Source organism: Hyphococcus sp., assembly GCF_965228385.1.
In the GTDB taxonomy this organism is placed as follows: domain Bacteria; phylum Pseudomonadota; class Alphaproteobacteria; order Caulobacterales; family Parvularculaceae; genus Hyphococcus.
The window spans coordinates 466,543-480,029 of record NZ_OZ245810.1; the positions used below are offsets into that span (position 1 = coordinate 466,543).

A 13,487-nucleotide genomic window follows, 5' to 3' on the forward strand; every position below is an offset into this window, starting at 1 on the left:
GACAGCTCTTATGAAACGTTCGAAAACCAAAACCGCCAAAAAGAAATCTGTAAAGACCGCAGCGCCCGCCAAGCCCGAGGACATTTTCCTCGAGCCGTTCGACGAGGCGCTGTCCCAGCGTTATCTCGCCTATGCGCTCTCGACGATTACCGCGCGCGCGCTGCCGGATGTGCGCGACGGGCTGAAGCCCGTTCACCGGCGCATTCTTTACGCCATGCGCCAGATGAAGCTGGCGCCCAGCGGCGGTTTTAAAAAATCCGCGAAAGTCGTCGGCGAGGTTATGGGTAATTTTCACCCCCATGGCGACCAGGCGATTTATGACGCCATGGTGCGTCTCGTGCAGGATTTTTCCGTGCGCGCGCCGCTGGTCGACGGGCAGGGGAATTTTGGCAATATCGACGGCGATAACGCCGCCGCCATGCGCTACACCGAAAGCCGCCTGACCGCCGCGGCGCAGTTGCTGCTTGACGGCATCGACGAAGACACGGTGGACTTCCGCGAGACCTATGACGGGGAGGGCAAGGAGCCGGTCGTTCTGCCGGCGGCGTTCCCGAATCTGCTGACCAATGGCGCGAGCGGCATCGCGGTCGGTATGGCGACGTCGATCCCGCCGCATAATCCGGCGGAACTGATCGACGCCTGTCTGCATCTTATCAAGGCGCCGAACGCGCGCACCGAAACGCTGTTAAAATATGTCAAAGGCCCCGACTTCCCCACCGGCGGCGTGTGCATTGAAGACGCGGCCTCCATGGAGGAAGCCTACGCGACGGGTCGCGGCGGTTTTCGCTTGCGCGCGCGGTGGGAAACAGAAGATCTCGGACGCGGCAAATATCAGATTGTCGTTACGGAAATTCCCTACCAGGCGCCGAAGTCGCGATTGATCGAAAAGATCGCCGAATTGATGCAAGGCAAGAAACTGCCCGCGCTCGCCGATATCCGCGATGAAAGCGCGGAGGACATTCGCCTGATCCTGGAGCCGAAGACCGGCAACATTGAACCGGCGGCGCTGATGGAGCAGCTGTTCAAGGTTTCCGATCTGGAAACGCGGTTTTCGCTCAACATGAACGTGCTGGGCGCCGACGGCGCCCCCCGCGTCATGGGGCTGCGCGAAGTCCTGCAATCCTATCTCGATCACCGCAAGGAGGTGCTGGTTCGCCGCACGCGCTTCCGTCTCGACAAGATCGCACGACGCCTAGAGATCCTTGACGGTTTTCTCATCGCCTATCTCAATCTCGATGAAGTGATACGCATCATCCGCTTTGAAGACGATCCGAAAGCGGAACTGATGAAAACATTCAAGCTCACCGAGGTGCAGACCGAAGCGATCCTCAACATGCGCCTCAGGTCATTGCGCAAGCTTGAAGAAATGGAAATCAAGACCGAGCACAAAGACCTGAAGGCGGAACAGAAACAACTGAAGGCGCTGTTGAAATCCGACGATGCGCAATGGAAGAAAATCAGCGAGGAGCTGAAAGACGTCCGCAAGGTTTTCGATCCGAAATCGGAGCTGGGGCGGCGGCGTACGGATATCGCCGATGCGCCGGACATTGAGGACATCGATTTCGATGTGCTTGTCGAAAAAGAACCCGTCACCATTGTCATTTCCGAAAAGGGATGGGTGCGGACCATGAAAGGCCATGTGGAGGATTCAAAGTCGGTAAAGTACAAGGAAGGCGACCGGGAAGGCTTTATCGTTCACGCCCAGACCAACGACAAGCTGATGCTGTTCGCCACCAACGGAAAGTTTTACTCTATGGATGCGGGCGGGCTGCCCGGCGGGCGCGGCCATGGCGAACCTATCCGGCTCATGGTGGATATGGGCAATGACGACGCTGTCGTTGCGGCCTTTGTTTTCCAGGGCGGGCGCAAATTTCTGGTGGCGTCATCGTCAGGACACGGATTTATAGCGCCGGAAGACGAGTGTCTTTCCAATACGCGCAAGGGCAAGCAGGTGCTGAATGTGCCGGCCGGCGCCGAAGCGGCCGTTTGCAGGCCGGCGTCAACGGGCAAGGACGACATGATCGCCGCCGTCGGCGACAACAAAAAGTTTTTGGTCTTCCCGGTCTCTGAACTGCCGGAGATGACGCGCGGCAAGGGCGTTGTGATTCAGAAATTTCAAAATGGCGGACTTTCCGACGCCAAGGTCTTTTCAAAAAAGGAAGGGCTGAACTGGATCGACCGGTCAGGCCGTCTGCAGACTATCGACGACTGGAAATCCTATCTGGGAAAACGCGCGCAAGCGGGCCGGATCGCGCCAAAGGGCTTCCCGACCTCGAAGAAGTTCGGCGCCGATAGCTGATTGATGCTGAATAAAAATCGCAAACCCGCATGAATGCGTATCGAACTATATGTCAGCGGATCAGGTCATTTTGAAAGTATATTTACGCCGCGTCTGGAAGCATTCCAGCATGACTGTATTACAGATCTGAAGAGCTAAGATTGTTCAGTTTCCATCGCCCGTGATCGAGCACGAGGAAAGTAGAGAACAGGTTGAGCCCTAGTTGGTAAGCCTTAATCCAATGTCTTGAGCGCTTTTTGCGGCGTCGTTTGCCTCGTCATAAAGGCGAATAGCGACCTGTTCCGCAAGAACGTGGTCTCCTTTGGTTATGGCCTCGCTGATGAGGCGCCAGTTTTGCGCTGCGCGTTCCCGAACGCTTTGTGTTAAAAAGCCAAAGGGGCCGAACATTGTCGGCGCGCCGGCCCTAATATCGCGAATGAGCGCGCGAAGGCGCGGGCTTTTAGAAGCTTCGGATACTATAGTTCCAAGCTTTATTGTTTCCAAAAAAAATTGCTTAGGCGAGATATCTGTGGAAGCGAGCTCTTCCAGATGTTCTATGCCCTTCCGCAGAGCCTCCTTTTCTTTCTTCGTGGCGTAAAGCGCCGCCCGCCGCGCGCTCAAGCCAAACAGAACACCGCTGATTTCGATAGCCTGCAAGGCCTCGTCGTCACTCATGCTGATGACGGAGGCGCCACGGCCTGGCTCGATTCGCAAAAGGCCGCGCGCATCGAGCAATTTAAGCGCTTCGCGTACTGGTCCTCGACTGACGCCGAACCTGTCGGCGACATCTTGCTCTTTAATACGGTCTCCCGGTCGGTACTTCAGGGAGAGGATTGATTCGCTCAGTTTCTGAGCAATGTCGGAGGCCGATATGCGAGACGCCTTTTCTCGCTTTTCGGTGGTCGTCATGTTTGCGACGCCTTTTTTTGAGCGCGATGCGTTGCTCACGTGGATCATCTCCGGCTGGATGTCCGCATAACAGGGTATCTTATCCTGCTTGCGAAAAATCCTTTCATCCTGTTTCTGAATTAGTGGGATTGCTCGTGCCGCTCAAGACGCATCTTGCGGCCAGATAATAAAGAATGCTTGCGGCCGCAAAGCCAATCGTGCTCCAGGCGAGTGCAAATCGGATTGATTCGGCGGCGAGTTTCGGCTCCGCCAGGTCGCTGATAAGTCCGATAAAGGACGGACCAAGACCAAATCCGATCAAGTTGGTGCTGAAGAAAAGGCAGGCGGCTGTAGTCGCCCGCATTCGCAAGGGTGAGAGGGTTTGGATCATGGCGAGGGTCGGTCCCTGCCACGTTGCAGTAAATATGGACAAAGCGCTGGCGAACAGAAGGCTCGTAAGCGTATCTGGAGCCAAGTATACGACAAGGGCCATCGGTACGCCGATCAATACGCTGATCGATGGCACATAAAACTGCCAGCGAATGTCAAATCTCTGGCTGCAATAGTCAGCAAGATAGCCTCCCAACAATATGCCTATGCCGCTGAATACGCCAACAATCAGGCCAAGCCATACACCGACTTCGGCGATACCGAGCCCATGAACGCGGATATAAAACGCCGCCAACCAGTTGAGTGCGCCGAAACTGGAAAACATCCATGCGGTAGCGCCGGCGATTAACAACAATAGCGCTCTGGTTTTTCGAACATGGCGCAGGACGGCGATGAGTGAAGGCGCGGGCGCGCTGTCGGTAAGATTTTCCGAAATCCCGCGCGCTGGTTCACGGACAAAGATTAAAAAAAGAATGGCGATCAGGACGCCAGGCATACCGATAGCCGCAAAAGCCCACCGCCAGCCAAAGTGCTCAGTAATATAACCACCGAGGATGTTTGCGATGAGGATGCCAACCGATCCGCCCACACCGTAAATCGCCATCACGCGTGCGCGTTTATTCTTTGGAAAGTAATCCGCCATCATTGAATTAAGGGCGGGTGTAAAGCCGGCTTCCCCTGACGCAACGCCGATACGGGCAATTAACAGTTGCCAGTACCCTTGAGCTGCACCGCAAAGAGCCGTGCATGTGCTCCAAACGCCGACAGATAAGGCGACGAGATTTCGGCGATTGCCGCGGTCGGCGAGCATCGCCAGCGGAAATCCTAGAGTTGTATAAAAGATTGAAAAAGCAAGGCCGGATAATAAGCCCAGCGCCGTATCTGAAACCCCCAACTCTGCTTTGAGGGGTTCAAGAACGATGCTGAAAATGAACCGGTCGCCAATGTTCACCACATTTGTTGCAAAAACCAGTACGAGGAAGAGCGTCAGATTTGTGCTGCGCGCAGCGTACGCAGTGCTGTGTGAAACATTGGTGCTCACGCTGATTGCGCCTTACAAATTCCGATGTCGCTTATCCGGCTTGCAAGTGTTTTCTGAACTGCAAGGGCTGCTCGGGCCAGAAGCGCTGGCGTCGTAGCCGCAGGCGTGTCGAGCGCCGTGTGATGAAACCTGTTTGCGCCGAAAATGCCGAGAACGGATGAATATCCTGCCGCCAGAATAATGCGTAATTCACCCGCAGCAGTGTTTACGCAGGCCGGGTACGGCTGTTCGAATCCCGGCTCTCCAGCAAAGTCCAATTTACATTGTTCTAACCAGTCTGCGCTTGCAAGAACGTAGCGTTGCGGATCTGCGGAAGGAAGAGGCAACAGACCTTGTTGCGTTTCGTGGTAATCCCGCGACGCGGCGCTGGCCCCAAGATGCAGCCATGCGGCAGTTTCGTGGGGGCGTGGAGCCATGGATTTGAGTATTTCACGCATACCGGCAAAACCTAACTCGTGTCCTGAAGTAAAAATAAACTGAACAGGCAATTTAACACGCGCTTCAGAAAACCAGGCCGCCAACTTAATTGCAATTGCGACACCCGGGCCGCGCTCTCCCGCGCATGGGCCCCATCCTGTGGTTGGTGTTGAGATAACAACGGCGTTAGCGAGTGGCTTTTGAGTGTCGTAATTCGCTGCGCATATATTGGCGCCCTGAATAAGTTGGGCGCCATGACGAACGGTAACGGTTAATGGGTAATGGCGGCAGGCGGCTCGTCGAATCATCGCCGCTTTAGCCGGGCCGATATAGACGATAGGTATGGGCGATTTCGCCGCTGATTCCGGCGCGTTAATTGCGCAGGTCTCCCCCGTCGGTCCATTGGTGATGCAGATCAGCGCTTTGGCGTTCGCGCGTATTGACTGGCTGACAGCTTTTTCTATAGCTGGATGTTCATATTCCGACCAGCGCAAAAAAGGAAGTTCGCATACGGCGATAGATGCGTTTCCTGCAGGCTCAGTAATTCCCAAGAAAAAGGCGTTTCCACTAATTCCGTTTAATCCTGTTCCGGGCGCTCGTAATTGTGCGTCGCACGGAATTCTATGCCGTTCACAATCGATATGCGCCGCTTGCAAAGGCGCAACGCCGGTGTCGAACGACAAGGTTTGCGTTTGATAGCGGTACTCTTTCAGATAGCGTAGCAACCAAGCGTTGGTTGCGTGTTCTGCGTCAGAACCTGTTCTGTGATCGCCGAAACCAGCATATTCGCTAACCACAGCATAGAGCTCATCAGGATCTGCTCTGAATGCCTGTCTTTCAGGCCGGCCGGCGCCTTCAACGTTTGTTGCGCTTGCGTTCGGGGTCACGGATCAGCCCGTATATTATTCACGCATGCAGTCATAAGGTCCGCCAGCGCGCGTTCTTCCGTGAATACGCGGTCAAACCGGTCGTGCATCATGATGATCCCCCAAACGCCTTGTTTCGTATCGATCCAGGGCATTGTGCCGAAAGCGCCTGTGCTATGTGCAAAAGCGCATTCGGTGGTTTCATCTTCTTCGCACCACACGCCAAGTCCGTAGCCAAACGGTTCTAATATGACGGAAGGCACATCAACGCTTACCGCGCCTCCGCGCATATTTGATAGCATTTGATCCAGGCTTGGTTTTGTGAGAATCGGTTGCCCGTTGTTGATGAGCGAGGTCAAGAAGATGCCGAAATCGTCAAGCGTGATAAAAAGCCCCCCGCCAAGTTGCGGTGTTTCAACAGCAACGCCGTTGAATGGATGCCCCCATTGTGCAGATTCTATGCCTAACGGCTCCACAATGTTGCGAATAAAAAGATCATCCCATGTTTCGCCTGTCGCAATTTCTGCGGCGGCGCCAGCAACCTGAAACGATGATCCGCCATAACGGAACTCCGCGCCGGGTTCTGCTAGTAACGCTTCGCCAAGAATGCGCCGCCCAGATGCTTCGACGCCGTCATCGCCGAGAAGCTTGAAAACAATAAAAGGATCGATGCCGGAGGTGTGCGACAGCAATTGCCGCAACGTTATCTTGCGGGCATATGGCGTTTCCGGAAACCACGTTGAAATTGGATCATCAAGATTCAATACGCCATCATCGACAAGCGAAAGAATTGTCGCGGCGGCGAGCCACTTGCCAGCGGAAGCGACGGGGATGCTGTCATCGATATTCCAATCCCCATAAGTCTTGCGAAGCTTGGGACCCGTCTCGTCGCCGGCAAGTAGTGCGAACCCGGTGAGTTCGTGTTGTTGCAGCATCCCTTCCGCCGCCGCATCCAATGCCGCAGAGGCCTCACATTGGTGTACAGAGGATGCGCCGGCCGCGGAAACAAACACCAACCAGCACACGGCCAGCGCAAGCCCCAATCTGCGGCCGAAATGCATATCGTCATTTGTAATTGCCACTTGGAGGTCCACCTTACTCTCAGTGATGCTATCGATGGATAGGGCTAATTGTTTGCATCGATCTGCGCCTCTATTCCAGGAAGAATGAACTGAACGAGAATTTCACCTTTCAGGTAACCTGGCGGTATGCCGTCTGGAACAGCCAGCGCGGGTTCGTCAAGAAGCAAAAATGCGCTGTATTCGCGGGCGACATCATACCATGGATAGGATCCGCCAGCGCCTGCGTGACTGTAAAAATCAAGATTACGCAGCCCGAGATTTGCGCCAAGTCCGTCGTTACGGAATAATCCATAACCATAGCGGCGCAGGTCGTAATATGGAGAATACATGATTGTTGCGCCATCCATCTGGTCTGTGCGCATGGCCGTGAGCGCGGCTTGAGAAATCACAGTTTGCGGCTGGCCAATGCTGTCTGTGCACTGTCCGGTACGCATAACCTCTGCGATCTCGCCGCCCGCGTCGATGTCCATGATAACGCCGCCCGCGATCCAGGGGTTGTCATTTCCAAAATAGCTGAAGTCCGATGCAGCAATGTCGCAAGGGGTGGAAAGGTAATCATCAACGCTTTGATGCCATGATTGGCCCAGCGCATTCTCAAGCGCTAATCCCATCATTTGCATGGCCGATCCTGTATAGCGGAAGTTCTGGCCGGGATTGCTTTTCAAAGCATCCTGGCTGATCTCGTCAACGCATGCGGATAGCGTTGTGGCGTCATCGATAAGACAGGCCTGCGTGTCAGGCGTGTCCGCTTCCATTCCGGAAATATGCGACAGCGTTTGCCTGACAGTTATGTTCTGATATTCGAAATGGTACTGATCAATCACCGGAATATACTGATCAACATAGTTATAGATATTCCAGGAAACGCTTGAGTCTTCATTGGCGGCGAGGGCGACTAGTACCGAAATTGGTTTTGAAACGGAATAAACGGGAATAGCGTCATCCAATTGACTGGCCGTCCAGTCTCCGAAGGCTTTCCTGTACACAACTTGCCCTTTGTGCGTGATAATAAGCCCGCCGCCAGAAGGCTGAGTAGGCGCGCCGCTTCCGAGCGACAGTAAATTGTCAAGCTGGGTCCAGTTGTAAGTGCTCTGGGCCATGGCGCTGTTGGGTATCGAGATGCTGGCGGCAATCATTGTAACGGTCAGGAAATTCGCGCGTTTGGTCGTCATCATCATTCACACCCGTCTTTTGTTTGCGCTCATGCGAAACGCCCTAGCGCTGTGCCGAGAGGCTGTTCGCGCTAGACTTTGCGGGGTGCAGCGTGTTCCCCCGTTAGTATTATTGTTGACAATATATTTAAAAATTGTCAACAATATAACCCGGCGTTAGGGAGGGTTTCATGAATAAGGCGATTTTGCTGGCATCGGCTTGCGCAAACACTATTGCAATGGGGACGGTTGCGAATGCACAGGAGATGCAACTGGCTAATGGGCCGGACGATCAGATCGTTGTCACTGCGCAAAAGCGTGAACAAAGCATTCTCGATGTCAGCCTTACAGTAACGGCGCTAGATGACAAAACCTTGCGTGAATCGCGCGTTCTCGAAATGCGTGATCTCACAAACTATGTTTCCAACGTCGATATCCGCGAACAGGCGCCTGGCATTCTGCCGATCGTGACTATTCGCGGGGTGGGGCTCAATGATTTCAGCAACACGAACAATCCGAGCGCCGGGATTTATATCGATGAAGTTTACATTTCTTCGCTCGGGTTGATGGCGTTCGATTTTTTCGATCTTGAACGCGTCGAAATTCTCAAAGGTCCGCAAGGAACGCTGTATGGCCGCAACTCGACAGCGGGCGCCATTAACTTCATAACCGCCAAGCCCAATTTCGATTACACGTCGGCGATGCTTTCCGCGACATATGGAAATTTCAATACATATGAAATTGAAGGCATGGCGAATTTACCTGTCAGCGACACGCTGGCGATTCGCTTAAGCGGTAAGACGATACAACAGAAGAAGGGATACTATTTCAACAGGACTACCGGCGACGATATCGGCGAACGCAATGTCGCGCTGGGGCGCGCGCAATTACGCTGGACGCCAACTAACGACGCCGACATCAATCTCAAAGTAGAAGGGTTTTCCGTGAACTCCGGCATCGGGCAGGGCGCTTTCTTCGGCGGTCGGGATTTCACGAATTCGCCTTCCTTCCAATGCGAGGCGATTGCGATGGGCATGGTCGATCCGACCTGTACAAGCCCGTTCGGATACAACGACCAGGATGGCGATCCGTTTACCGGCGATTGGTCATCCCGGAATTTTTATGACGCCCGCCAGATTGCGGCGACTTTGCGCGGCGTCTTCCAACTCGGCGGGATAGAACTGACCAGCGTCACCGGCTTTATCGACGCCGACCGGGCCTATTACAACGATCTTGATGCGTCACCCGCGACCGCGCTCGAATTCATACCAAGTACGGATGTTCGCCAGTATTCTCAAGAATTCCGGCTATCCGGATACGTCGGGGAGCATTTCGACTGGCTGCTGGGAACATTTTATTCCCATGACCGAATTGTCGTCGGATCTGAGGGCTTTCAGGATGACTTCTTCCTGACGCAAACCTCAGGGTTCGGCGACCAGAAAACCGATTCCGTCGCCGGATTTGCACATGCGGAATACGGCCTGACCGATACGCTGACCCTGATCGGGGGGCTGCGCTTAAGCTGGGAACAAAAAACATACATTGCGCAGGTCGCAGACGAAAATCCGTTCGGCACAAGCTGTCTTCTAAGCTCTACCTGCACGCCGGGCATGACAGGGCAGGTGGTGCTGGCGTCAACGGATGACGAGATCAATGACACTACTGTCTCATGGAAGGGAGGGCTTGATTGGAAACCCGCGCCAAACACATTGATTTATGGGAGCGTCTCACGCGGCGTAAAATCTGGCGGTTTCTTCTTTGGTTTCGCTACAAACAGCCGCTCGTTCCTGCCGTTTGAACCGGAAAGTCTTATTTCCTATGAGGTCGGTTTCAAACATCAAACGGTCAACAATGCGCTGAGAGTTTCCGCAAGCGGATTTTATTACGACTATTCGGACATTCAGACATTTATTCTCGATGAAATGTCGGCGATTCCGCAGCAGCGTCTCGGTAATGTCGATGAGGCGACCCTGTACGGCGCCGATCTGGAAGCGACCTTGCTGCCGCCGGGGATAGACGGTTTGTCCATCACTGCGGGATTAGGGTTGCTGCATTCAGAACTTGGCGCGTTCACTGCACTTGGCGGGCCAGTGCCAGAAGGTAATGAGTTTCCGAATGCGCCCGACGTCACGTTCAACACCTTGGTTCGCTATGAGCGGCCGATCGGGAATTCACTGCAAGGCAGTGTGCAGTTCGACGGGCGGTATTCAGGCGCCATGTTCAAGGGCGCCCTTAACAGCCCGCTGGTGGCGTCTGAACCATATTCCCTTTGGAACGCGCGCATCGCGCTTGGCGATTTGAACGGACACTGGGAGGCGGCAATCTGGGCGAAGAACCTGTTCGACAAACAGTATAAGGTTCAGGGCGTTAATCTGACAGCTCTGGGTTTTGGATATGAAAACTATAATCCGCCGCGTACTTTCGGCGGAACGATAACGGTTCGATTCTAATTGATGTGCGCATGGCAAGGCGTGAGAACAGGGACAGAATATATTTAAAATATTCACTGAACAAGCTGGCAGCTAAAGTTACCGCCAAAATTACAAAGCCGCTTAGCGCTCCGTTTGAATCATTTCCACCATTGGCTTCAGCTGAATGAATTCGAAATATGTCCGATAACTTTGAACATCAGGCCGAGCTTTAAAAGTATAGCGCCGTGGCATGCCAAATGTTCGTTTTTGGAGAATTGCCGAAGCTGGTGTTTAATTTTAAGGGCAGGAATGTGCGCAGAAGCGGACATAGAAAGAAGCGCCAGCCCCAGGGTCTATCGTGCTCGAGCGCGATATTCATAAGGACTTTCGCCCTTAATCCGTTTGAACGCAGCGCTGAAAGCGAAAGGACTGCTATAGCCGACTTTCTCCGAGACCGTCCCCACCGTTTCATCCGGGCGGCAGAGTAAATCTTCTGCGAGCGCCATTCGCCAATTTTTTAGAAATGTCATTGGCGGTTCGCCTACGATATCATTGAAGCGGCGCGCCAGAGACGCACGCGATGTATTCGTTTTCGAGGCAAGCTTGTCCAGAGTCCATGCATATGCCGGGTCCTTGTAAATTAGCTGTAGAGCCCGCTCTACAATTGGATCGCCTTGAGACTTCCACCAAACGGGGCGATCTGAATCTCTCGTCGCGACCCATGCCTTCAAAACAGCCGTCAACAGAAGATCAAGCAGTCGATCGAGAACTGCAGCTTGCCCCGGTTCATCCCTAATCACTTCGTCGACCAGGATCGGAACCAGCGGCGAGTTCCAATCGTCTTTATTAAGGACCAAAACTGGCGGCAGCGTCTTAGCAAGTTTGTCGCTCACCGTGCTCAAATGTTCATATGCACCGACAATAAAGACGCATTCGCCTGTAGAATCGTTTCCCCACGTTCGCACGCCGTGCGTCATTTCTTCGAGTACGGAATTTCCTTCTAGATCGCAGCATCGCTGTTCGGGATGGATGATAATTTCCGGCTTTGTATCGAGAGCGCTCACGACATTGTAGTGGTCAGGCGCGCGCGTCACGGCAACACCGCCGGGCGTGACATGCAGCGGGCCTCCTTTGTCCGGCACAACCCATAAATCGCCTTTAACCGCAGCGATAAGTGTCGCTGGGGACTCTGCCAATATGCGCAATCCCCAAGGCGGGCTCATGACGCAGCGAAGCGCAAACGCCCCGCGAGCGCGCGTTCCTTCCAGAAGATTGGCAATTGCGTCCATGGGGCGAATTTAGACGATCTCGTATGATTCTGAATAGGCCGGAGATGGCCGAGCAGAAGCCTAAATCATAGGTTTTGGCGAGAAACAGCACCAAACGGATGGTCCTATGTCTGACACAGCCTTAACAGCAGTTCTCTGGTTTTGCGCGGTTGGCAGCGGACTCATGACCGGCGTCTATTTCACATTTTCGGGCGTTATCATGGCCTCATTTGCACGGATTGAAACATCGGCGGGCATTCTCGCGATGCAATCCATCAATGACACGATCCTCCGTTCGACATTCATGCCGCTTTTCTTCGGCACATCCTTCGCCGCTGCCGGCGTCGCAGCAATTGCGTTGGGAGACCTTTCGAGAGCGGACGCCATTTTGATGTTGGGCGCGGGCGCTCTCTATATCGGCGGCATGTTCCTGACCACCATCTTCTTCAATGTGCCGCTGAATAACAAGCTTAAAGACGCGGACTCACATTCAGCTTACGGCGCACAAATCTGGGATTTGTATTTACGCCAATGGACACGCTGGAACCATGTACGAACCGTTGCGTCCGCCGTTTCGAGCGTTCTCTTTTTCATTACAATCCAAGGAGTAATCTCATGAAAGCCATAAAACTCATTTCGTCCTCTTTGTTCTTGGCCGGTTTAACAGCGCTTGCGCTTCAGTCAGCTTACGCTGCGGATGACGACGAACTGTCGCCGCAATTTAAGTCCGGCGACGACGTCAGCCTGACGCCCGGTCACCCCAATCACTTCGCGGCGTTTGCGCCAGAATCGCCGGAAATGCTGGCGCGCATGCCCGAGATCGATCCTGAAACAGGATTGCATGTATCTGAGGTAAAGCCTGGCCTCTTCTATGTAACGGAAGGGGTCTATCAATCTGCGTTCCTTGTCACCGATGAAGGCGTTATTGTCTTCGATGCGCCGCCGAGTTTCGCCCACAAATTGCCCGACTTGATCGCTGAGCATGCGCCCGGTATGACAATCCGCTACCTGGTCTACAGCCATGGACATACCGACCATATTGGCGGCGCTGGCGTCTTCGCAGGGATAAAAGGGCTGGAAGTTGTCGCTCATGAGAAAGTCGCCGAGAGCATCGCGAAAAGCGGACGCCCGGGCTTGCTCAAGCCGACCAGAAAATATGATGAGCAGTATGATGTCTCGCTTGGCGGCCAAATCGTTGAATTCACGCCAGCGTCGTTTCACGCCGAGGATGCGGACACGATCATCTACCTGCCCGATCGCAAATTCGTAATCGCCGTCGACACCATTACGCCGGGTGAAGTGCCGTTCATGAATTTCGGCGCGACGTCCGACGTCGGCGCCTATATGACATTCTTCGATAGGGTCCTCGACTACGACTTTGACCATATTTTGTCGGGACATGTGTCGGTCTTGGGAAACCGCGATGATGTGGTCATGGCGCGCGACTACGCTTTTGATGTGCGGGAGACTGCCGGCCGGAGCATGGCGACTTTTTTTAATCGTTTCAACTCAGTGTTCAAAGCGTTTGAATACAAGAACGCCAACCTCGCCTACCGCACAGCGATTGAATCGGTTCGGCGCGACTGCGCTAAAGAAATAATCGACAGTTGGAGCGGAAAACTGTCCGTAGTGGATGTGTGGGCGGACAGCCACTGCCAGACGGTGATCTTGTACAATATTATGCACTAGCTTCA

General features: G+C 53.9%; 10 protein-coding genes. 4 read left to right on the plus strand and 6 right to left on the minus strand.

From position 1 onward, the window contains the following. Nucleotides 1–10 precede the first annotated feature (10 nt). Complete coding sequence (gene parC / locus ACQK2Q_RS02180) at nt 11–2,299, plus strand: DNA topoisomerase IV subunit A (protein ID WP_425408120.1); 2,289 nt, start codon at nt 11–13, stop codon at nt 2,297–2,299. A gap of 198 nt (nt 2,300–2,497) precedes the next feature. Here the strand turns inward: parC and ACQK2Q_RS02185 are convergent, their stop codons facing one another. The 5 genes from ACQK2Q_RS02185 to ACQK2Q_RS02205 all read right to left on the minus strand — a co-directional run bounded on the left by ACQK2Q_RS02185 (nt 2,498) and on the right by ACQK2Q_RS02205 (nt 8,141). Then, nucleotides 2,498–3,187 (minus strand): GntR family transcriptional regulator, encoded by a 690-nt coding sequence (locus ACQK2Q_RS02185; protein ID WP_425408121.1) that lies wholly within the window; start codon nt 3,185–3,187, stop codon nt 2,498–2,500. A gap of 103 nt (nt 3,188–3,290) precedes the next feature. After that, nucleotides 3,291–4,598, minus strand: a complete 1,308-nt coding sequence (locus tag ACQK2Q_RS02190; RefSeq protein ID WP_425408122.1) for a spinster family MFS transporter — start codon at nt 4,596–4,598, stop codon at nt 3,291–3,293. Continuing rightward, complete coding sequence (locus ACQK2Q_RS02195; protein WP_425408123.1) at nt 4,595–5,671, minus strand: hypothetical protein; 1,077 nt, start codon at nt 5,669–5,671, stop codon at nt 4,595–4,597. The genes ACQK2Q_RS02190 and ACQK2Q_RS02195 overlap by 4 nt, the downstream gene beginning before the upstream one ends. Before the next feature lie 227 nt (nt 5,672–5,898). Beyond that, nucleotides 5,899–6,963 (minus strand): serine hydrolase domain-containing protein, encoded by a 1,065-nt coding sequence (locus ACQK2Q_RS02200; protein WP_425408124.1) that lies wholly within the window; start codon nt 6,961–6,963, stop codon nt 5,899–5,901. Nucleotides 6,964–7,007: 44 nt separating this feature from the next. After that, the gene (locus ACQK2Q_RS02205) at nt 7,008–8,141 is read right to left on the minus strand and encodes a serine hydrolase domain-containing protein (RefSeq protein ID WP_425408125.1); all 1,134 of its coding nucleotides are present in this window, start codon (nt 8,139–8,141) and stop codon (nt 7,008–7,010) included. 164 nt (nt 8,142–8,305) lie between these two features. Here ACQK2Q_RS02205 and ACQK2Q_RS02210 point away from each other — a divergent pair, with 164 nt between their 5' ends. Continuing rightward, on the plus strand, nt 8,306–10,564 hold the full coding sequence (locus tag ACQK2Q_RS02210) for a TonB-dependent receptor (protein WP_425408126.1): 2,259 nt from the start codon (nt 8,306–8,308) through the stop codon (nt 10,562–10,564). Nucleotides 10,565–10,878: 314 nt separating this feature from the next. On the opposite strand, the gene ACQK2Q_RS02215 is transcribed toward ACQK2Q_RS02210, so the two are convergent. Then, nucleotides 10,879–11,814, minus strand: a complete 936-nt coding sequence (locus ACQK2Q_RS02215; RefSeq protein WP_425408127.1) for an AraC family transcriptional regulator — start codon at nt 11,812–11,814, stop codon at nt 10,879–10,881. A gap of 106 nt (nt 11,815–11,920) precedes the next feature. Between ACQK2Q_RS02215 and ACQK2Q_RS02220 the strand changes: the two genes are divergently transcribed. Beyond that, the gene (locus ACQK2Q_RS02220) at nt 11,921–12,412 is read left to right on the plus strand and encodes a DUF1772 domain-containing protein (RefSeq protein ID WP_425408128.1); all 492 of its coding nucleotides are present in this window, start codon (nt 11,921–11,923) and stop codon (nt 12,410–12,412) included. After that, a complete protein-coding gene (locus ACQK2Q_RS02225; protein WP_425408129.1) occupies nt 12,409–13,482 on the plus strand; it encodes an MBL fold metallo-hydrolase in 1,074 nt (357 codons plus the stop codon). Before ACQK2Q_RS02220 ends, ACQK2Q_RS02225 begins: the two co-directional genes overlap by 4 nt. The last annotated feature ends 5 nt before the right edge of the window (nt 13,483–13,487 follow it).